19 protein-coding genes are annotated in these 19,136 nt (G+C 62.9%); 13 read left to right on the forward strand and 6 right to left on the reverse strand.

The features are described 5' to 3' along the window. The first annotated feature begins 163 nt into the window (after window positions 1-163). A complete protein-coding gene (locus ACX80Q_RS09445) occupies window positions 164-409 on the forward strand; it encodes a dihydrofolate reductase family protein (RefSeq protein ID WP_459330277.1) in 246 nt (81 codons plus the stop codon). A 39-nt stretch (window positions 410-448) separates the two neighbouring features. On the opposite strand, the gene ACX80Q_RS09450 is transcribed toward ACX80Q_RS09445, so the two are convergent. From ACX80Q_RS09450 to ACX80Q_RS09460, 3 genes are all read right to left on the reverse strand, one after another. Beyond that, window positions 449-1,432 (reverse strand): aminoglycoside phosphotransferase family protein, encoded by a 984-nt coding sequence (locus tag ACX80Q_RS09450; protein WP_459330278.1) that lies wholly within the window; start codon window positions 1,430-1,432, stop codon window positions 449-451. Between the two features lie 64 nt (window positions 1,433-1,496). Continuing rightward, window positions 1,497-2,228, reverse strand: a complete 732-nt coding sequence (locus ACX80Q_RS09455; RefSeq protein ID WP_459330279.1) for a VIT1/CCC1 transporter family protein — start codon at window positions 2,226-2,228, stop codon at window positions 1,497-1,499. 113 nt (window positions 2,229-2,341) lie between these two features. Next, complete coding sequence (locus ACX80Q_RS09460) at window positions 2,342-4,045, reverse strand: DUF4439 domain-containing protein (RefSeq protein ID WP_459330280.1); 1,704 nt, start codon at window positions 4,043-4,045, stop codon at window positions 2,342-2,344. Window positions 4,046-4,214: 169 nt separating this feature from the next. Between ACX80Q_RS09460 and ACX80Q_RS09465 the strand changes: the two genes are divergently transcribed. The 6 genes from ACX80Q_RS09465 to ACX80Q_RS09490 all read left to right on the forward strand — a co-directional run bounded on the left by ACX80Q_RS09465 (window position 4,215) and on the right by ACX80Q_RS09490 (window position 11,448). Beyond that, the gene (locus tag ACX80Q_RS09465) at window positions 4,215-4,859 is read left to right on the forward strand and encodes a ribosome maturation factor RimP (protein WP_459330281.1); all 645 of its coding nucleotides are present in this window, start codon (window positions 4,215-4,217) and stop codon (window positions 4,857-4,859) included. Between the two features lie 2 nt (window positions 4,860-4,861). Further along, window positions 4,862-5,833, forward strand: coding sequence for a transcription termination factor NusA (gene nusA / locus ACX80Q_RS09470; protein ID WP_103466354.1), 972 nt, complete (start codon window positions 4,862-4,864; stop codon window positions 5,831-5,833). An 86-nt stretch (window positions 5,834-5,919) separates the two neighbouring features. Further along, entirely contained in the window at window positions 5,920-6,243 is a 324-nt protein-coding gene (locus ACX80Q_RS09475) for a YlxR family protein (protein WP_459330282.1), read from the forward strand. A gap of 188 nt (window positions 6,244-6,431) precedes the next feature. Continuing rightward, entirely contained in the window at window positions 6,432-9,359 is a 2,928-nt protein-coding gene (infB, locus tag ACX80Q_RS09480) for a translation initiation factor IF-2 (RefSeq protein WP_459330283.1), read from the forward strand. Window positions 9,360-9,602: 243 nt separating this feature from the next. Continuing rightward, entirely contained in the window at window positions 9,603-10,040 is a 438-nt protein-coding gene (gene rbfA, locus ACX80Q_RS09485) for a 30S ribosome-binding factor RbfA (RefSeq protein ID WP_459330284.1), read from the forward strand. Between the two features lie 205 nt (window positions 10,041-10,245). Further along, window positions 10,246-11,448: an acyl-CoA dehydrogenase family protein gene (locus ACX80Q_RS09490; protein WP_459330285.1), complete on the forward strand. Its 1,203-nt coding sequence runs from the start codon at window positions 10,246-10,248 to the stop codon at window positions 11,446-11,448. A 24-nt stretch (window positions 11,449-11,472) separates the two neighbouring features. On the opposite strand, the gene ACX80Q_RS09495 is transcribed toward ACX80Q_RS09490, so the two are convergent. The 3 genes from ACX80Q_RS09495 to ACX80Q_RS09505 form a co-directional block, all read right to left on the reverse strand. After that, a complete protein-coding gene (locus ACX80Q_RS09495) occupies window positions 11,473-12,051 on the reverse strand; it encodes a hypothetical protein (protein WP_459330286.1) in 579 nt (192 codons plus the stop codon). 92 nt (window positions 12,052-12,143) lie between these two features. Next, window positions 12,144-13,628, reverse strand: coding sequence for a WXG100 family type VII secretion target (locus ACX80Q_RS09500; RefSeq protein WP_459330287.1), 1,485 nt, complete (start codon window positions 13,626-13,628; stop codon window positions 12,144-12,146). 70 nt (window positions 13,629-13,698) lie between these two features. Beyond that, entirely contained in the window at window positions 13,699-14,472 is a 774-nt protein-coding gene (locus tag ACX80Q_RS09505; RefSeq protein ID WP_459330288.1) for a hypothetical protein, read from the reverse strand. Between the two features lie 123 nt (window positions 14,473-14,595). On the opposite strand from ACX80Q_RS09505, the gene truB reads away from it, so the two are divergent. The 6 genes from truB (at window position 14,596) to rpsO (ending at window position 19,097) form a co-directional block, all read left to right on the forward strand. Continuing rightward, window positions 14,596-15,594: a tRNA pseudouridine(55) synthase TruB gene (gene truB / locus ACX80Q_RS09510; protein WP_459330289.1), complete on the forward strand. Its 999-nt coding sequence runs from the start codon at window positions 14,596-14,598 to the stop codon at window positions 15,592-15,594. Beyond that, window positions 15,591-16,013: a hypothetical protein gene (locus ACX80Q_RS09515; protein WP_459330290.1), complete on the forward strand. Its 423-nt coding sequence runs from the start codon at window positions 15,591-15,593 to the stop codon at window positions 16,011-16,013. The genes truB and ACX80Q_RS09515 overlap by 4 nt, the downstream gene beginning before the upstream one ends. Further along, on the forward strand, window positions 16,010-16,435 hold the full coding sequence (locus ACX80Q_RS09520; protein ID WP_459330291.1) for a hypothetical protein: 426 nt from the start codon (window positions 16,010-16,012) through the stop codon (window positions 16,433-16,435). Before ACX80Q_RS09515 ends, ACX80Q_RS09520 begins: the two co-directional genes overlap by 4 nt. After that, on the forward strand, window positions 16,432-17,646 hold the full coding sequence (locus tag ACX80Q_RS09525; RefSeq protein WP_459330292.1) for a GNAT family N-acetyltransferase: 1,215 nt from the start codon (window positions 16,432-16,434) through the stop codon (window positions 17,644-17,646). The genes ACX80Q_RS09520 and ACX80Q_RS09525 overlap by 4 nt, the downstream gene beginning before the upstream one ends. Window positions 17,647-17,717: 71 nt before the next feature. After that, window positions 17,718-18,665, forward strand: coding sequence for a bifunctional riboflavin kinase/FAD synthetase (locus ACX80Q_RS09530; protein WP_459330293.1), 948 nt, complete (start codon window positions 17,718-17,720; stop codon window positions 18,663-18,665). Between the two features lie 162 nt (window positions 18,666-18,827). After that, window positions 18,828-19,097 carry a 30S ribosomal protein S15 gene (rpsO, locus tag ACX80Q_RS09535; protein WP_103466364.1) on the forward strand — a complete coding sequence of 90 codons (270 nt, stop codon included), beginning with the start codon at window positions 18,828-18,830 and terminating at the stop codon, window positions 19,095-19,097. The last annotated feature ends 39 nt before the right edge of the window (window positions 19,098-19,136 follow it).

Below are 19,136 nucleotides of genomic sequence, written 5' to 3' on the forward strand. Positions count from 1 at the left end.
TGTTTGGCCTCCATCACTTCCCGGATGACCACAACCGGCGCGGCTGGTGGGGTGACGAGCCGCCGTTCAGGGTGCCGGTATTTCTGCCCCGCACTCCACACGACCGCCGATCCAGAAGACGGGCGGCACAACGTTTAAGTTCCTCTCCGCCACACCAGATGAGGTGCTCAAACGGGCGCAGGATGTGGCCGGTGGCAAGGATGTGCGGATCGGCGGTGGTGCCACGGTGGTTGGCGACTTCCTCAAGGCGGGCCGCATGGACCAACTCCACGTTGCCATCAACCCCATCCTGCTGGGCCGGGGCACCCGGCTCTGGGACGGCCTCAAGGAACTCGAGGCCGGCCACGTTGCCAGTTCCGAGGTTGCGCAGAGCGGCATCATCCGCGTGACGTTCCACAGAAGACCGTGAACCGGGTCAGAACATGCCTTAGCCACCAAGTCCTGAGCCTTAGTACAGCGACTTGAGCTGATGCACTTCCGGCAGGCCGGGAAGCGTGTTTCCTGCCATGGTGCTGGCCACCCACAGTGACCGCTGGGCGTCGTTGTGCGCCGACTCCTCCAGATAGCACAGCGCATTTTCCACTTCCCGCACCACTGACCACTGCACAGCAAGGTCCTCATCCAACCCCGCCGCGTTAGCCAATTGTGAGGCTCGACGGCGGAGCCCGGCTTCGGGGTTGCGGGCCGGCAACTCTGACAAGCGGTTCCAAAGGCAAGGCGCAACGGCAAATTCTGCGTCACCGATCTGGGCCTGCGGATCGATGGCCAAGTACTCGTTGCCGTTGCGGCGGGCCAGAACATTCAGGTAGTGCAGATCTGTGTGCACCAGGACGTCGTTGCTGCTGCGCCGGCCTACAACACCGCGGGTTTGGCAGACCTCCAAGGCGGCTTCCAGGAGCCACCGGGGGAACGGCTCAGCAAGATCCGCCCAGCGCTGGGGCAATTCGTCGCAGTACCGTTCGGCCGTGGCGGCAACGGCAGGGATCGCTTGCCACTGCTGGCGGCCGTCGGGGCGAATGCTGAGGTTCGCCACCAACACGCCCCACACGGCAATCGCCTCATCCATGGGCAGACCCAGCAAGGAACGGTTCACATCCAGCCGCTCCATGAGCGTGGCGCCCAAGGCATCGTCGCTGTCCAGGACACGCACGGTTCCGTGCCCGTCCCAGAGTTTCAACGCAATGGGTTCCAGCAACGCTTCTTCGGAGGGGAAAGCCACTTTCAGGGCCGCAGCGTCCCCGGCGTGTGTGAGCACGGGAATCACCACGCCCGTGTGCCCGTACCAGGGCAGCTCGCCCCGGGGCACATCAACACGGAGCCCCCATTGCTGGAGGGCAAGCCGGATGAACCCGGGCAGATTTCCCAGCCACAGCCGTCCCTCGTGGCTTCCGCGGTGGCGCAACTTCAAAGGTTCGGGAATCTCTACGCTCATTGGCACACCCCGAGTTTAGTCGCAGGCACCGAAACGTGGGCTCCGGCGTCGAGCATTCATGGAACTAGCCGACCAGCCCACTGGAACCCAGCAAGCTTCCAATTGCGAAGGTGGCGGCCAGCGCCAGTGCGCCACCCACCACAACGCGGGCAGCTGCCTTGACGCGGGAGCCGCCGCCAATGGTGGCCGCGATCCACCCCGTGATGCCCAAAGCCAGCAACACTGTCACAAAAGTGACGGGCACTCGGACGCTTTCCGGCGGCAGCAAGATGGCCAGCAGCGGCAACAGGGCACCGAGCGTAAAGGCGATGGCTGAGGCCAGAGCTGCATGCCAGGGACTGACCACGTCGGCCTCCTCAAGATTCAGCTCGGCGGACAGGTGCGCGCCCAAGGCATCATGGTGGCTCAATTCCCGCGCCACCAGGGAGGCGGTGGCGGGGGAGAGACCCTTGTGCTCGTAGGCCTGGGCAAGTTCTGCCACGTTTTCTTCAGGGGCACGTTCCAGATCGGCCCGCTTGCGCGCGATCGCCGCCTTCTGGCTGTCGCTCTGGCTGCTCACCGAAACGTACTCACCCAGAGCCATCGAGATGGCACCTCCCACGAGTGCCGCCATGCCGGCCGTCAACAGCGGGCCGGTCCCATCCGTGGCGCCGGCAACACCCACGGCCACCGCTGCCACGGAGACGATCCCGTCATTGGCGCCCAGGACGCCTGCCCGCAACCAGTTCAGCCGCTGGGCCATTTCCCCATGTTTGGCGTGTTCCCGGGGAGCCGCCAACTCCTGTGTTTGCTTCATGGCACCAAGCCAACCACCGTGGCGTTTTCGCCGCCAGCAAGGGAAGGATAGCCTCGCGCAGGTATGGCTAAGCTTCGCTAAGGACAGGCATCAGGGACGGACCCCTGCAGTGGCTAGGGCGCTCCAGTTGCGGGTGCAGGCGCAGCTGCTGCCAGTCCCGGCAGTGCACCCACGGCGCCGCCCCAGAACTGCTGTGCCTGGGCCGAATCCAGCAACCAGGCGACGGAAACTTCGCGCAGATTGCTGGTTCCGGATGGCACCTGGGCCGCCGCAGTTGCTGCGGCTTGCGTGGTTGTGGTTCCTGCCGACGGCGTGGCCTCGGCAGGGTTTCCGGCAGGACTCAGCGCGGCAAGATCGCCATAGATGGCACCCAACTCGCCTTCCAAGCGGGCAAGGGCCCTCGCAGGCGCCACGGTGAAGCTTGCATCCACGGCGAAACCGGCAACAGGTGTGGCCAGGGGCAGGCACCTGAGCGCAAGTTCCTCATTGAGGATCTGAAGTTTCCGCTCATGCCGAGCCAACAGCGTCGATGAGCTGCCAAACTGTGGTTCGGCAAAGCGGGTTGTGGCCACCTGGTAGGCGTAGACAGCTTTTTGCTCACCCAGAGCCGCGGCACGCAGGGCAGCATCGATGGTGGCGCCGGGCCGAGGTTCCAGCGTGGACTTGCAGGTGGGTCCAACAGCCGCCGGGAAGTCGATGCGCGCGGGCAGGAACTTAGACGGCTGGGCCGTGGTCCCCGCAACCGTGATGAGGTTTTGGCCCTGCAGCAGTTGGCTGGTGCCCACCGCCGCAAAAACCCGCCCCATGGCGTAGTCCGCGACCATCGCGTTGCCCAGCAACTCCTCACCATGGGTGTGCAGTGCCAGAGCGAACTGGGCCAGTGTTGGGGGAGCCTGCGTGGGAGCGGGGGTGGCCGGGATGCTGGCCGGCAAGCCATTGCCGAGGGCGGCAGCCTGAACTGCCAAATCCTTGGCGGCCTGGTTCAGCAGCTCCTGAGCTTTGGGGGTGCCCGCGGAACCGGTCAAGTGGCTGGCTTGGGCCAGAAGCTGTGTTGTCTGCTCCCAGGCACGCTGCCTGTTGGCCTCCGTTTGGGACGGGCCCACAGCTGCCTCGTCATGGCCTGCCAGCACTGTTCCCATACCAACCACCACCAGTGAAATGACCAGTAGGAAAAACAGGCCGCGGGTGAACGAGGCAAACCGGCCCCTGGCCGGCACGTTCTGGTGCTTGGTGCTGGTTTCCGTGGCGCCGCCGTTCGCTTCAGTTGCAGGTGCCCCAGTCAGCGCCTGTGCCGCAGTGGCCGCCGCAGGCGATGCTATGGCGACGCCGGACACGGGGCCCTGCTCTGCCAGGCGCCTTTCGCGCCGGGAAAGCGGGGCCGCAACGTCCGCCACAAGGTCTTCTATAAGGTCCGGATCAGCTGGCGCAGTTTCGCCGCCAACGGTTTCCCGCTCGTTGGCATCAGCCGCTGGGACAAGTGTGGCGTCGTCGTCGGGCGCCGTAATTTCTGCCTCGGGGGCCGGCGCATCCAGCGTTTCAGGCTCGCTTGCCGGCTCGTCAACTGAATGGGGTGCGGGGGCCGGCGCGTCCACCACTTCAGCCATCGGCTCCGCGGCAGGAGGCGGCACCATGACGCCGTCGGCCCCAACGACCAACAGCGCCGGCGCACCAGAAGGTGACGTGGCAGGTGCGCCGGCAGGAGCCGTGGCCCGGCGCGGACCCTTGCGCTTTGGCTTGGCCGCCGCTGCGCTCGCGCCGGAAGCCGGCACAGCGGGGGCGTCGGGCGAAGAAACAGCAGGAGAAAGTGGATTGGTCACAACTGCTGATCATCTCATGCTTGCCTCCCCAACCGGGCACCGAAAGGCCCAGCGCCGGCAAAGTTGCCCGGCAGTGCGTTCATACTCACACCCATTGTGTTCAGCGGCATGCCCGGAAACTCGGTAGTCTATATATCTACAACATCATCAATAGGGAGGCGGGCGTCCAATGACCAAGCCAGATAGGCCCAAATCGGCCGCACGCTCAGGGCACTCACACGCAGAGCACTCACACGCAGCCCTGGACACAGTGGCGGAGGCGCAAAGACTCCACAAACTCTTAGCCCCCACGGTGAGCGCAGCGGATCTCTACTTGGAAGAAGTAAAAGTCCACCTGGCCGGATCCCACCGCACGGTTTCCGTGGTTGTAGATCTGACGGAAGACGCCTCCGGCGGTGTTGGACTGGACGCGATTTCAGCCATCTCCCGCGATCTCTCCGAAGTCATGGATGCAGATCCCTACGACGACGGACGCGCCTACGACCTTGAAATCTCCTCTCCCGGGGCCACCCGCCCCTTGACCGAACCGCGGCACTGGCGGCGGGCCCTGGGCCGCATGGCCAAGGTCAATGCGGTTGATCGGGAAAACTTTATGGGCCGGATCCTGGCTGTGGATGACGACGGCGTGCTCTTCAAGCCAGAACTGCCGGTCAAAAAGGGCATGAAGGCAAAACAAGGAGAAGTCGAAAAAGTCTTGTTTACGGCCATTCGCCGTGGTGTTGTTGAGCTGGAATTTGCTCGCCTGGAAGAGGCCGAGCTCGATTTGGAATTTGAACCGACTGGCGGCAACGCAGTCGATGGAGAGGGAAACTGACCATGGACATAGATATGAGCGCACTTCGCGAGTTGGAGCGTCAACGAGAAATCCCTTTGGATTTGCTCATCCCCACCATTGAGCAGGCACTGCTGATGGCCTACCACAAGTCCCCGGGCTGCCACGAGATGGCCCGCGCGGAGCTTGACCGCAAGAGCGGCCACGTCACCATCTGGGCTGCCGAGCTCGACGACGACGACCAGCCGGTGGGCGAGTTTGACGACACCCCCAAGGGCTTTGGCCGCATTGCCGCCAGCACCGCCCGCCAGATCATCTTGCAGCGCTTGCGCGACGTTGAGGACGACAACGTCCTGGGCGAGTTCCGTGGCAAGGAAGGCGAGCTTGTTGCCGGCCAGATCCAGCAGGGCAACAACCCCAACATGATCCAGGTTCATCTGGGTGCTGTTGAAGGCGTACTGCCCCCCAATGAGCAGGTCCCCGGCGAGGACTACCGCCACGGCACGCGCATCCGTGCGTTTGTGGTGGACGTCCATCGCGGACTCAAGGGCCCCTCCATCACCTTGTCCCGTTCACACCCGGGCCTGGTACGGAAGCTCTTCGAAATGGAGGTTCCGGAAATCGCTGACGGCACAGTTGAAATCGTTGCCCTGGCTAGGGAAGCCGGCCATCGCAGCAAGATTGCTGTGCAGGCCAACAAGCTCGGCGTGAACGCCAAGGGTTCCTGCATCGGCGAGATGGGCTCGCGTGTCCGCGCCGTCATGACCGAACTCAACGATGAAAAGATTGACATTGTTGATTTCAGCGCCGATCCGGCCACTTTCATCGCCAACTCCCTCTCGCCGTCGAAGGTGATTTCGGTCACCATCATTGACGAGGGGCTGCGCTCTGCACGGGTTGTTGTCCCTGATTATCAGCTGTCTTTGGCCATTGGTAAGGAAGGGCAGAACGCCCGCCTGGCCGCCAAGCTCACCGGCTGGCGCATCGACATCGTCTCCGACGCCGCGGCTGTTTAGGCCTGCGGCCAAACGGCGCGGTAGAATAAGACGAACCGGGCCTGAAAATGCCCTGATGCCCAAAAATACTTGAAGGTAGCGCACGGTTGGCAAAGAACACAGTTGCAACACAGTTTGACACTGTTGATGCCGGCCAGGCTGTACGGACATGTATTGGGTGCAGGAAAAAAGCAGACCGGTTGGAATTGGTACGGGTAGTGCGTTCAACCAGCAGTTCCGGTGAACTGGAAGCGTTGGTTGATGTATTGCGTCGTATGCCTGGCAGGGGAGCGTGGCTGCACCCCCGCCCGGATTGTTGGAAACTGGCTATCAAACGCCGCGCCATTGGCAGGGCCCTTCCGGGGGTCACCGCCACCAGCGAGGTTGAGAGCTTTGCGCAAAACAGTCTTGAACAAGGCGAAACCACGTAAATTACGAACCTATTTGTCCCTATGTGAAAGCGGGTCAGAAAACCGATGGAAACCCGATGAGTACCCAGCGATGAGTGCCCAACAATGAGCAATTTCACGTGCTCTCACGCCGCCCATTCCGGCATGGAATGGTGCAGTAAGAATTAAGCGGTTCGTACCTGTCCGGTGCGGGCCGAGACAGGAGAAATGTGGCCAAGGCCCGCGTCCACGAGCTTGCAAAAGAGCTCGGTATCACCTCAAAAGAAGCAGTAAGCAAACTGCAGGAGTTGGGCGAATTCGTTCGCTCAGCATCGTCCACCATTGAGGCCCCCGTTGTGAAGAAACTTCGCGACGCATTCCCTCTGGCAGCCAAGGCTCCCGAGGCCAACTCTGTTGCAGCAGCTCCCGCAGCACCGGCCGCACCAGCGGCCACCGCTCCGGCTGCTCCCGCAGCAGCTGCACCCAGTGCTGTTGTGCCGGGTCCCAAGGCAGCTACCCCGGGCGCCAAGCCCGGTCTTAAGCCTGCCCCGGCACCCGCAGCTCCGGCCGCACCCGCCCCTGCCGCTCCGGCAGCACCTGTTGTAGAGGCAGCCCCGGCTGCTCCCGCAGCAGCGGCTGCGCCGGCTCCGAAGGCACAGACACCCGGTGCTCCTCGCCCCGGCAACAACCCCTTCGCCACGTCACAGGGCATGCCGCGTTCAGGCCGTCCCGAGCGTACGGAAAACCGCAACGAGAACCGCAGCGACACCCGCGGCGGCGACAACCGTGCGCCGCGCCCCGGTGGAACCGGTGCTGGTGCTCCCCGTCCGGGTAACAACCCGTTCGCAACGTCTCAGGGTATGCCCCGTCCGGGTACCCCGCGCAGTGCCGACGCTGGCACCGGCGGACCCCGTCCCGGTGGTCCCCGCCCCGCTGCAGGTGCAGGTGGCCCCCGTCCGGGTGCTCCCCGTCCGGCTGGCGCTCCCGGCGCCGGTGGGCCCCGTCCCGCAGGTGGCGCTCCGCGTCCCGGCGGTCCCCGTCCCACACCCGGCATGATGCCCAACCGCACCGAGCGCCCCGCCGCGCCCGGTCGCGGAACTGACCGTCCCGGTGCTCCGGGCCGCGGTCGTCCGGGTGCTCCCGGTGCTACACCCGGTGGCGCTCCCGCAGGCGGCGCTCCCGCCGGTGGTGGCTTCGGCAAGGGTGGCCGCGGTCGCGGTGGTACCCAGGGTGCCTTCGGTAAGGGCGGCGCAGGCCGTGGCAAGCAGCGTAAGTCGAAGCGTGCCAAGCGCCAGGAACTAGAGCAGATGAGCGCTCCTTCACTCGGTGGCGTAACTGTTCCCCGTGGTGACGGCAGCACGGTCATCCGCTTGCGTCGTGGTGCGTCCATCACCGACTTTGCAGACAAGATTGAAGCTAACCCCGCAGCATTGGTGACGGTTCTCTTCCACTTGGGTGAAATGGCTACCGCCACGCAGTCCTTGGATGAAGACACCTTTGCACTCCTGGGCGCCGAGCTGGGCTACAAGGTCCTGGTCGTTTCCCCCGAGGATGAAGAGCGCGAACTGCTCAGCAGCTTCGACATCGACTTCGATGCCGAGCTTGAAGCAGAAGGCGACGACGACCTTGAGGTCCGTCCCCCCGTTGTCACAGTCATGGGTCACGTTGACCATGGTAAGACGCGCCTGTTGGACGCCATCCGCAAGTCGGATGTTGTTGCCGACGAGCATGGTGGCATCACCCAGCACATCGGTGCGTACCAGATCGTGCACGAGCACGAGGGTACAGAGCGTCGCATCACGTTCATCGATACACCCGGTCATGAGGCGTTCACCGCCATGCGTGCCCGTGGTGCCAAGGTCACCGACATCGCCATCCTGGTGGTTGCCGCTGATGATGGCGTCATGCCGCAGACCATTGAGGCGCTCAACCACGCCCAGGCCGCCAACGTGCCTATTGTGGTTGCCGTGAACAAGATCGACAAGGATTCAGCCAACCCGGAGAAGATCCGTGGCCAGCTGACCGAATACGGTTTGGTTCCCGAAGAATACGGTGGCGACACCATGTTCGTGGACGTATCAGCCCGCAACAACATCAACATCGAGGAACTCCTCGAAGCTGTGCTGTTGACAGCCGATGCTGCCCTGGACATGCGCGCCAACCCGAACAAGGACGCCCGCGGCATTGCCATTGAAGCGAACCTGGACAAGGGTCGCGGTTCCGTGGCAACTGTTCTCGTCCAGTCGGGTACCTTGCACGTTGGTGACACCATCGTGGCAGGTACTGCCCACGGCCGTGTTCGTGCCATGTTCGACGAGAACGGTGACGTCATCTCCGAGGCCGGTCCTTCGCGTCCGGTCCAGGTGCTGGGTCTGTCCAACGTTCCCCGTGCAGGTGACACGTTCTTCGTTACAGGCGACGAGCGCACAGCCCGCCAGATCGCTGAAAAGCGTGAAGCAGCCGACCGTAACGCGGCACTGGCCAAGCGCCGCAAGCGCATCAGCCTGGAAGACTTCGACCAGGCCGTTGCCGATGGCAAGGTTGACACTCTCAACCTCATCCTCAAGGGTGACGTTTCCGGTGCTGTTGAAGCGCTGGAAGACTCCTTGCTCAAGATCGATGTTGGCGAAGGCGTGCAGCTGCGCGTCATCCACCGCGGTGTTGGTGCTATCACGCAGAACGACGTCAACCTGGCAACAGTGGACAACGCGATCATCATCGGCTTCAACGTCAAGCCGGCCGAGCGTGTTGCCGAACTGGCTGACCGTGAAGGCGTCGACATGCGCTTCTACTCGGTCATCTACGGCGCCATCGATGACATTGAGCTGGCTCTCAAGGGCATGCTCAAGCCCGAGTACGAGGAAGTTCAGCTCGGTACCGCTGAGATCCGCGAAGTATTCCGCTCCTCGAAGCACGGCAACATTGCTGGTTCCATTGTTCGCTCCGGAACCATCCGCCGTAACTCCAAGGCACGCGTGCTCCGCGGCGGCAAGATCATCGGTGACAACCTCACCGTTGACTCGCTCAAGCGCTTCAAGGATGACGCCACTGAAGTCCGTACGGACTTCGAATGTGGTATCGGTTTGGGTTCGTTCAACGACCTCCAGGCCGAAGACATCATCGAGACGTTCGAAATGCGCGAAAAGCCGCGCGTCTAACACGTCCGGGATCGAGAGGCGCCTCCAAGATTTTTTTGGGGGCGCCTCCGCCCGCTTGGCGCCACACCCGACTTCATCGGTGTGTCGCTGCAGACGCCCGAGCCACGCCCGAGGCGCCCCAAAAAAATCTTGGAGGCGCCCGTGCGCCGTCCTAGACTCGCCTAGTCTCGCGGAACGAACCTGGACTTGACGGCTTGGCACCTGCCGCCGTCGTCTGTCCCTTTTATTCTTTAGGAGTTATTCATGGCTGATTCAGCCCGCGCCGCCAAACTGGCCCAGCGCATCAAAGTTGTGGTGGCTGAGGCGCTCCGCCGCCGGGTCAAGGACCCGCGCGTTGAAGGTCTCACCGTCACCGACGCCCGCGTCACCAATGACTTGCAGCACGCCACCGTCTACTACACGGTTTTCGGTGACGAGACTGCCCAGTCGGAGGCCAAGATCGGCCTGGAACGCGCCAAGGGTGTTTTGCGCGCCGAGGTTGGCAAGAACATCACTGTGCGCCTGACGCCCACCCTGGAGTTCGTTGCCGACGTCATCCCGGAGAACGCCTCCAACCTGGAAGCCCTCCTGCGGGTGGCCAAGGAGCGTGACGCCAAGCTGGCTGAACTCTCCGCGAATGCCGAATTTGCCGGCGATGCAGACCCGTACAAGAAGGACGAAGAGGACGCCGAAGAGGCGTAAGTTCTTCCTACCAGCATTCACGCCGGGTCTGCCATCAACTCCATGTTGGTGGCAGACCCGGCGTTTGCCTTTAAGCGGCAAACCCAGGCGCAGCTCCCTGGTTGCTGCCAAAGGTGGCCACAAGGGGTGTGCATGGTGTTGACTTCATGACAGGATCGGGGCCACCCACCGGAGCTGCCGGACAAACACCAGAACGGACCACACCATGACCTTCGCCCACAGTTCCCCGGATGCGGACATATCAGGGGCTGCCGACCCCTCAGACCTGATCTCCTTCGACTCTCTCCTGAGCCCTGGGGAGCTCGCCTTGCGTGAACGCGTCCGCACCTTTGTCCGCGAGGAGATCAAACCCAACATCGCCACCTGGTACGAGGACGCCCGGTTCCCGCTGGAGATCGTTCCCGAACTTGCCAAGTTGGGGCTGCTGGGCATGCATTTACAGGGCTACGGCTGCGCCGGTGCAACGGCCGTGGAGTACGGCCTCGCCGCCGCGGAACTTGAAGCTGGCGACTCCGGCATACGCACCTTTGTTTCCGTGCAAGGCTCGCTAGCCATGTCCGCCATCGCCAAGCACGGCTCGGCGGAGCAAAAGCAGCAGTGGCTGCCGCAGTTGGCTGCGGGGGAAGCGATCGGTTGTTTTGGACTTACCGAAGCCACAGCGGGTTCGGACCCCTCATCCATGACCACCTTTGGCCGCCGAGACGGCGAAGACTGGGTGCTCAATGGCGCCAAGCGCTGGATTGGCCTGGCTAATGTGGCGCAGGTGGCGGTCATTTGGGCCCAGACGGACGCGGGCGTGCGCGGCTTTGTGGTGCCCACTGACACGCCCGGTTTCACCGCCACGCCCATCGGGGACAAGCTTTCGATGCGCGCCTCCATCCAGTGCGAGATCACGCTGGAGAATGTACGGCTGCCCGGACACGCCGTCCTTCCCGAGGTCACAGGCCTCAAAGGCCCTTTCTCGTGCCTGAACGAGGCGCGCTACGGCATTGCGTGGGGAACCATGGGGGCTGCGCGGGACGCCTTCGAAGACGCCCTGGCCTACTCCAAGGAACGCCTGCAATTTGGCAAGCCGCTTGCCGGGTACCAGCTCACCCAGCAGAAACTTGTCAACATGGCGTTGGAGCTCAACAAGGGCTTCCTCCTGGCCCTGCACCTGGGCCGGCTGAAAGATGCGGGCAGGCTTGCACCCCACCAGATTAGCGTGGGCAAGCTCAACAACTGCCGTGAAGCGATAGAGATCTGCCGCGAGGCGCGCACCATTTTGGGTGGCAACGGCATCACCTTGGATCACTCGCCCCTGCGCCATGCCAACAACTTAGAATCGGTGCGCACCTATGAAGGCACCGATGAGGTCCACACACTTATTCTTGGGCAGAAGCTCACGGGTTTGGGGGCGTTCAGGTGATTGTCGCTGCGGGATGGTGAGGAACTATTGTTTTTTGAAGTGGTCGAATTCACCCGTTGCAGCAATACCCGCAGCCGCCTCGGGTGTGTAGTAGGTGTCGGCGAGATTAATCGAGTAGATCCACGTTAAGCTTCCCGTGGTGTGATTTGCGATGGCCTCGACAGAAAACACCGTCCCTGTCGCATTTCCGTAGCCGGGGTTCCAGCTTTTCTTGCCGGAGCCGTCCTTGAATTCAGGGCCGATGGGTGTGACGTCGTCGAGCTCACGGAACCCCAACTCGGTTGCGGCCCGCTGGATCTCAGCGTTGGCATCCTGGGCATTCGGGAAGTTGTAGAAGATGTCTATGTGGTCAACATTTTCAGGCGAGAGTCCCGGCCGGACGCGGATGGTGTCTGTGGACATCGTTACCACGCCATGGGGAGTAGCGATGCTGACATCGATCAACTGCTCCGAATCTGTGCCCACGAGAATCCCGTCGGAACCTTCGGGGAAACCAAGGGCTGACATGGACAGCGGGCGTTTGGAAACGTCAAAGCTGGCCTGCCGGCTGCTCTTCATGTCTTTGATCCCCTCGGGGGTGAACTGTGAATTGCCATTGACCACGTGGGTGGGCTCCTTGGACGCAGGTGAGGATGGGATGAGGGAGCAGCCGCCCAACAGAACCGCTGAGAAAACCGCTGCCGCTACGAATCGCTTCATGGTTCCCCCACAAGATTTCGGATTGTCGTAGGCACCATGCGGTACTCGTCAACTCTTTCAGGCATGGGCTTCATCATCTCACCATAGGGGTTTTCCTGGCTGTGCAACCAGTACTCGTACGCGCCAAGGGTGTCTTGGTCTATCAATGCCCAGCGGTCTTCGCGCACCGAGATGTTTCCGTGGTGAACATCCACACCAAGAGGCGGAAACCTGCCAACGTCAAGGTAAGGATCGGCCGCGGGGAACTTCTCATAGTAGGACTGGGCGCCCACAATGCTCGGCTGGCCGAGAACTGTCATGGCCTCGGTAAAAATGGTTCCCGAGGGCCGGCTTCTGATGGCGTCGTAGTCGTCGGCAATGACGTAGTTCTGCTCCCTGTCCGCAATGTTCAAGGATGCTTGGTGCAAAGCATTCTGCTGCGACCCAGTCAGCCGATGGTAGTCCTGCGGGTTGGCATAGTCCGGCACTGAATCGATGTTGAGCCATGCTTGCCGCATTCGATCCGTGACAAGATCGGCCTTGTCCATTCGTTCAATTTCGGCGAGGCCGCCTTGTTGGTAGGCAAAGTGCTGCGAGCCAATATCTGTGAAAATCTGCTTCTGCATCGACAGGAAAGAAGTCTCGTAGTAGGCCAAATCCGCTTCGCCGAGGTTCATCAAGCCCTGCAACGCTGCGTATCGCAGGGGATCCATGTCCGAGAGGAAGTCGCTGGCCTCCTGCCCTGTGGCCGCCATCTTGTGCAGCACGGCAAGGTCTTCAAAGCCGGCAATGAAGGTGGGGCCCACTTGGTTGGCCATGCCGATCCACTCCATGCGGGGATCGTTCTTGTAGAGCTCGGCATAAAACGCGTAGACCTTGTAAATGTCTTCGCGATTGTAGTCAACACCCTGCGCGGGGTCCCAGTGGGCGGGATCAATTCCCGCTGCACGCATGGCCGATTCCGCCCAATACTGCTCCAGGAATGCGCCATAGCCATTGGCCTGCTTGTCCGGGCCGAGCATGGCAACCTGGCCGGAGTCTGCGAGTTTGTCCACCAGGGTCTTCGCGGCGTCAGCATTGGCCTGACTCTCGCGAACCCACGTCTCAAACTCTTCGGACTGCAAATACTTGTCAATCTCACCGGAACTCATGCCTGCAAGTTTGTTGTCCACGTCAACGCCCGGGGTGCCACTTAGGGAGGTCGGCAGCGAACCGCCGGTGTCCAGCGAGGCGCTTGAGCTTGCCGCATCCTGCTCCTGCGCGTTGCGCAGCAGTACTTGTGCCACCGATTCCAGCTCTGCGCAAACGCCCCGAATGCTCCGCAGTTGGGAAGTGCTCCAAGCCCGGCGAAAACGCTCGCTGTCCGGGCCCTGCCATGGCAGGGCTGCCAGTGCGTTGTTCAGGGAGGCAGAAATGGTTGTCAGGTGCTTTGAGCAAGCCGAAAGGTCTTGGGCAAAACCGCGCAGCTGCGCCACATCGGCGCCAATAAATGTACCTGACACAAGATCCGCCTAACGGGGTGGGGCTGCACGTCCCTCCCCGCGGGGAGGGACGCCAAGGACAACAAAAGGGTCAGTTGCCCCAGCTGATCGGGTTGTCCCGGTAGGGGTTGTCGCCGTACTTGACGTAGTTGTAGTTCGAGTCGTCGTAGCTGGCGGTCGTTATGGCGTCGCCCTTGGGTGCCAGGAACACCGTGCACATGGTCTTGGCGGATCCCACCACGTAGGTGAAGGCGTCATCCTTGCCAGTTGTGTCAAAGCTGCCGCTCTTGCATTCGCCCATGGTGCCGAAAACAATGAGCTTCTGTGCCTCGGTGCCGTCCTTGAGGTGGGCGTTGATCCGGGGATCGCCAATACCGGCCGAGGGGCCGCTCAACGAGGTCAGCTTAACATCCGTGTAGACGTAGTAAGGTACCTGGCCGGCAAACTTGGCGGCGTCCTTGAACTTGGCCAGATCCGCCTCGCTGCCAGCCACAATTTTGGTGACCTTGGTCTCGTGCGTGGATTCCTTGTACTTGGGCGTATCGCGTTCCCCGCTGTTGCTGTGCGTACTGGCAGGCTGGCCAAACTTCAATTTGGTTCCGGGGGCAGTCAACTTGCCGGCAGCCGCAGGGGCTGCCTTCGTTGCCTCCGCCGAAGGAGGCACGGTGGCTTCATCCCCGTCACGGCCGCCCGGGGCCGCGGATGCGCTGGCAGGCGCCGTGGCGCTCTGTGCCACGGCTGGCTCCTGGGCGGCCTTGGGCGCTGCGCCGCCGGGCAGGCATCCAGTCAAGGCGAGCACTACCGCCGCACCTGCGCCGAGGGCCGTCAGTGATCGCTTGTGGTTATTGAAGGCTGGGGTGGTCATGGTTCTCCGTATCAAAAGGTGGCCGCACAATTACTACTTTCAATAGCGTAACCAGGGTGGCCGGGATCGGCGATGGGGACAAGTCACCATGGGGCACCCCCGCGTACGGATATACTTCAAAGCGTGCTTTCTGGACTGGTAATTGTAGACAAACCGCAGGGATGGACCAGCCATGATGTGGTGGGTCGGATGCGAAGGCTGGCGGGGACCCGAAAAGTGGGCCACGCCGGCACCTTGGACCCCATGGCCACCGGTGTCTTGGTGGTGGGGATCAACAAGGCCACGCGCCTGCTGACCTACATTGTGGGCACCTCCAAGAACTATCAGGCCACGATTCGCCTGGGCGCCACCACCATCACGGACGACGCCGAGGGCGACGTCACGGCCACGTCCGCCACGGCGGCGGTCACCGATGAGGCCATCGAGGCGGGCATCGCCAAGCTCCGGGGCCCCATTTCCCAGGTTCCCAGCAGCGTCAGCGCCATCAAGGTCAATGGCGAGCGTGCCTATGCCCGGGTGCGCTCCGGGGAGGAGGTCACGCTCGCGGCCCGCCCCGTGACCATCCACTCCTTCGACGTCCTGGCCATCCGGCACGGCGTCCCGGCCGATGCGCCGGCAGATTCTCCCGATGCTCCCATGTACGACGGCGTCACGTACGTTGACGTGGATGTCACCGTGCGCTGTTCTTCCGGCACGTACATCCGTGCGCTGGCCCGGGATCTGGGCGCGGACCTGGGTGTTGGCGGTCACCTGACGGCACTGCGCCGCAGCAGCGTTGGCCCCTACAGCCTGGACCAGGCACGCACGCTGGAGGAATTGGCTGATGATCTGCGTATCCTCGACATTGCCGACGCCGCGCGCGCCTTGATGCCGGTGCGTGAACTGACCGCCGAGGAAGCTGTGGAGCTTTCCTTCGGCCGGCGCATCCCGGCCAGCGCCGCTGGCACCCATACCGTTCAGGCCCCGGCGGCGGCCTTTGCGCCGGATGGCACCCTGGTGGCGCTGCTGGCCGACGCCGGCAAATACGCCAAGCCCGTGCTGGTGTTCCCGCCGGACCCCGCACCGGCCGCCAAGGCTGTTGCCGAACCGTCCCAGGAAACCGCGCCGGAGTCGGCTCAATGACACTGGATGGTTGGTTCCTGGCAGGAGCCGTCGTGGGCCTGGCCTCGACCATTATCTGCGTCGTTGCGGCGGTGCTGAAAAAGAAACCCAACGACGTCACGCTTGTGGCGTTGATCGCCGTCGAACTCTTCATTGTGGTCTACGCTGTGGCCTCCCTGATCAGGTTGAGCAGCGGGGAATCGCTGGTGGGGGAGACGTGGGAGTTTTGGGGCTACATGCTCACGGCTGCCGCGCTGCCCATTGCCGGCTTCTACTGGGCCATGATGGAAAGGACTTTTTGGTCCAACTACGTCATGAGCGCGGTGGGTGTCACGGTGGTGGTCATGCTGGCCCGCATGGCCCAGATTTGGTACGGCACCGGCGTGGCCGCACAAGCACTGGCCCCGCTTCAACAGCTTCACTTAGGAATTGGTTTATGAGCACCCCTGACACGGTCCAGCCCGCACCCCTGCATGGGCGCACCTCCGGAGCCGGCCGCCTGCTGATCACCGTTTACGCGGTGTTCGCCATCTCCGCCACGGCCCGGGCCGGCTACCAAATTGCAACACACTTTGCTGACGCGCCCGTGGCCTACCTGCTCTCCGCGTTTGCCGCCGTTGTGTACATTGTGGCCACAGTTTCCCTGGCCAAACCCGGTCCCACGTGGGCCATGATCGCCACCCTTGCCATCTGCATCGAATTGGTGGGTGTGCTGGTCATCGGCACGCTGAGCCTGCTGGATCCGGCGGCCTTCCCGCACGCAACCGTGTGGAGCGCTTTCGGCAAGGGCTACGGCTACATTCCGCTTCTGCTGCCCATCATTGGTTTGATCTGGCTGTACCGCCACAGGGACGCCAAGTGAACGTTGTGGATCGCACTGTGCCCAGCCCCATCCTCTCCGACGGCCTCACCACGTTGCGCCGTTTCACCGTGGAGGACGCGGACGTTTTTGCCGCCATCCACCACGACCCCGCAAACGTGACCTGGACGGCGTCGGACGCCACCATGAGCCGGGACCGCGCCGCCGAGCTCATCACCGGATCCGTCGCCGCCGGCTGGGAGGGCGGCAGTGATCTCCGCTTCGCCATCGTGGATACGCGCTTAGGCACCCAAGCGGGTGCCGCGGAAATTGTTGGCACCCTGAGCCTGCACGAGATCTTTTCAACCACCCGCGGGGGCTCCGCCAGTGTTGGCATCAAGATGCTCCCAGCCGGCCGGGGGACGGGAAGTGCCCAACGCGCCATTGAGCTGCTGTGCGGCTACGCCTTCGGCAATCTTGGCCTGGAAATCCTGCACTGGCGCACCACCAGCGGCAACGACTCAAGCATTGCCTTGGCCAAGCGCTGCGGGTTTGTGCTGGCCGCGGAGATCCCAGGCTACGGCCACAAGGACGCCCAGGTTGCCAGCGGCATGGTGTTCAGCCAGAACCGCCAGCAATTCCAGTCCCGTGAGCAAGGCCCAGCAGGGCCCGACGGTGCCGCCGCGGACCTGGCGCCGGTGGTTCCGGTGCTGCGCCATGAAACCGTTGTACTGCGTGCGCTGACCATGGCCGACGCGCCACAACTGGTGGAAAACTGCGTCAACGAGGACTCCGTCCGCTGGACCACCGTGCCGCTGAACTACACCATGGAGCACGCGGAATTCTTCATCAACACCCTCACCCCGCAGGGCTGGGCGTCGGGGGAGACCTTGACGTTTGCTGTGGCGGATCCGGCCACCGACGCCCTGCTTGGCACGGTCGACCTGCAGTGCAAGAGTCCCGGTGCCGCCAGTATCGGTATCAACTTCGGCACCCACGCCCGCGGCACGGGAGCTGCGGAGGCCTCTGTCCGCCTGCTGCTGGATTACGCGTTCAACCAGCTCAACCTCAGCTATGTGCACTGGCATGCGCTGGTGCCCAACTGGGGCAGCCGGAAACTGGCCTGGAAACTTGGATTCACCTTCGACGGGGAAATTCGCGGCGACTACAACGACCGCGGCACACCCGCCGATAGGTGGGTGCTGTCATTGGCGGCAACGGATCCGCAGACGCCCCAACAACCCTGGACCGGTCCGGGGCCGCTCAGCAGGTAATCTGGAAGCGGCATGAGGATGTTGGGCTGCACGGCCCGTTGGATCAAGAACTTAGTGGATGAGGAAACGTAGTGCAGATTTGGAACTCATTGAATGACGTTCCCGCGGATTTTGGCCCCTGCGTGGTCACCCTGGGGAACTTTGATGGGCTGCACCGCGGGCACCAGGAGGTCCTGGCGCAGGTGCGGGCCGAGGCCGCCGCGCGCAACGCCCGCTCCGTGGCGCTGACCTTTGACCCCCATCCGGCACTGATCCACCGGCCCGAATCGGCGCCCGATCAAATCATGGGCCTGGCGGACAAGATGGCGGCCATGGCTGAGCTGAACCTCGACGGGGTGCTCGTCATGCCCTACAGTCTTGAGTTCGCCCAACAAACACCTGAAGAGTTCGTCAAAAACGTGTTCGTCGACGCACTCGGCGCCTGCGCCGTGGTGGTGGGCCACGATGTCCGCTTCGGCAAGGGCAACACGGGGGACCTGAGCAGCATGGTGAGCCTGGGCGCTGAGCTGGGCTTCGACGTCGTCGTTGTCAACGACGAGGGTCACGACCGCCGCTGGTCCTCCACCTGGGTGCGCGAGGCCCTGACCAAGGGCGACGTCGACACAGCCGCCCACGTGCTGGGCCGCCAGCACACCATGAGCGGGGAAGTGGTGCACGGCGCCGCGCGCGGCCGTGAACTGGGTTTCCCCACCGCCAATCTTTCACCCGATGCCTGCGGGATCATCCCGGCCGACGGCGTGTACGCCGGCTGGCTGGTCGACGCCGAGAAGCACCGTTGGCCCGCAGCCATCTCCGTTGGCTCCAACCCCACGTTTGTGGGTGTCAGCCGCCAAGTTGAGGCCTATGTGCTGGACCGTCCCGAGGAACCCGTTGAGGCGTTTGACCTCTACGGGCAGCATGTTGTGGTGGAATTCGTGCAGCGGCTGCGCGGCATGGTGGCCTACACGGGCCCGGAGGCGCTGATTGAGCAGATGCACCAAGATGTTCATGACAGCCGGGAAATTCTGCGCGAACACTAAAGAGCCGTACCTCACTTCGCTTCGACTAACAGTGACTTCTGCACTAAACTAAGGCATAGAGTCCGGCTGCAGTCCGTGGTGGCTGGATTCCACTGTGTAGTGGCCAAGAAATTGCGCCATGGCACAGCTCAACATGTTCACGGCACATTCAAGGAGTTACTTGTGGCATTAGACGCCGCTGTAAAGCAAGAAATCATGCAGGCTTTCGCAACAAGCGAAGGCGACACCGGTTCGCCCGAGGTTCAGGTGGCAATGCTCTCACGACGCATCGCTGATTTGACCGAGCACCTGAAGATGCACAAGCACGATCACCACACCCGCCGCGGCCTCATGGGCCTGGTTGGTCGTCGTCGTCGCTTGCTCGGTTACCTCAAGGACACCGACATCGCCCGCTACCGTACGCTCATCGAGCGCCTCGGCCTGCGTCGCTAGCATGACCTGATAGGCGGCCTCCCCGCAAAGGGAGGCCGC

Source organism: Arthrobacter sp. HLT1-20 (assembly GCF_054510895.1).

Excerpts from the sequence above, each read along its gene's own strand:
- ACX80Q_RS09515 (WP_459330290.1), top strand. The coding sequence starts at position 15,591 with ATGACACTGGATGGTTGGTTCCTGGCAGGAGCCGTCGTGGGCCTGGCC.
- ACX80Q_RS09520 (WP_459330291.1), top strand. The coding sequence starts at position 16,010 with ATGAGCACCCCTGACACGGTCCAGCCCGCACCCCTGCATGGGCGCACC.
- rbfA (WP_459330284.1), top strand. The coding sequence starts at position 9,603 with ATGGCTGATTCAGCCCGCGCCGCCAAACTGGCCCAGCGCATCAAAGTT.
- ACX80Q_RS09450 (WP_459330278.1), bottom strand. The coding sequence starts at position 1,432 with ATGAGCGTAGAGATTCCCGAACCTTTGAAGTTGCGCCACCGCGGAAGC.
- ACX80Q_RS09455 (WP_459330279.1), bottom strand. The coding sequence starts at position 2,228 with ATGAAGCAAACACAGGAGTTGGCGGCTCCCCGGGAACACGCCAAACAT.
- ACX80Q_RS09505 (WP_459330288.1), bottom strand. The coding sequence starts at position 14,472 with ATGACCACCCCAGCCTTCAATAACCACAAGCGATCACTGACGGCCCTC.
- ACX80Q_RS09465 (WP_459330281.1), top strand. The coding sequence starts at position 4,215 with ATGACCAAGCCAGATAGGCCCAAATCGGCCGCACGCTCAGGGCACTCA.
- nusA (WP_103466354.1), top strand. The coding sequence starts at position 4,862 with ATGGACATAGATATGAGCGCACTTCGCGAGTTGGAGCGTCAACGAGAA.
- ACX80Q_RS09490 (WP_459330285.1), top strand. The coding sequence starts at position 10,246 with ATGACCTTCGCCCACAGTTCCCCGGATGCGGACATATCAGGGGCTGCC.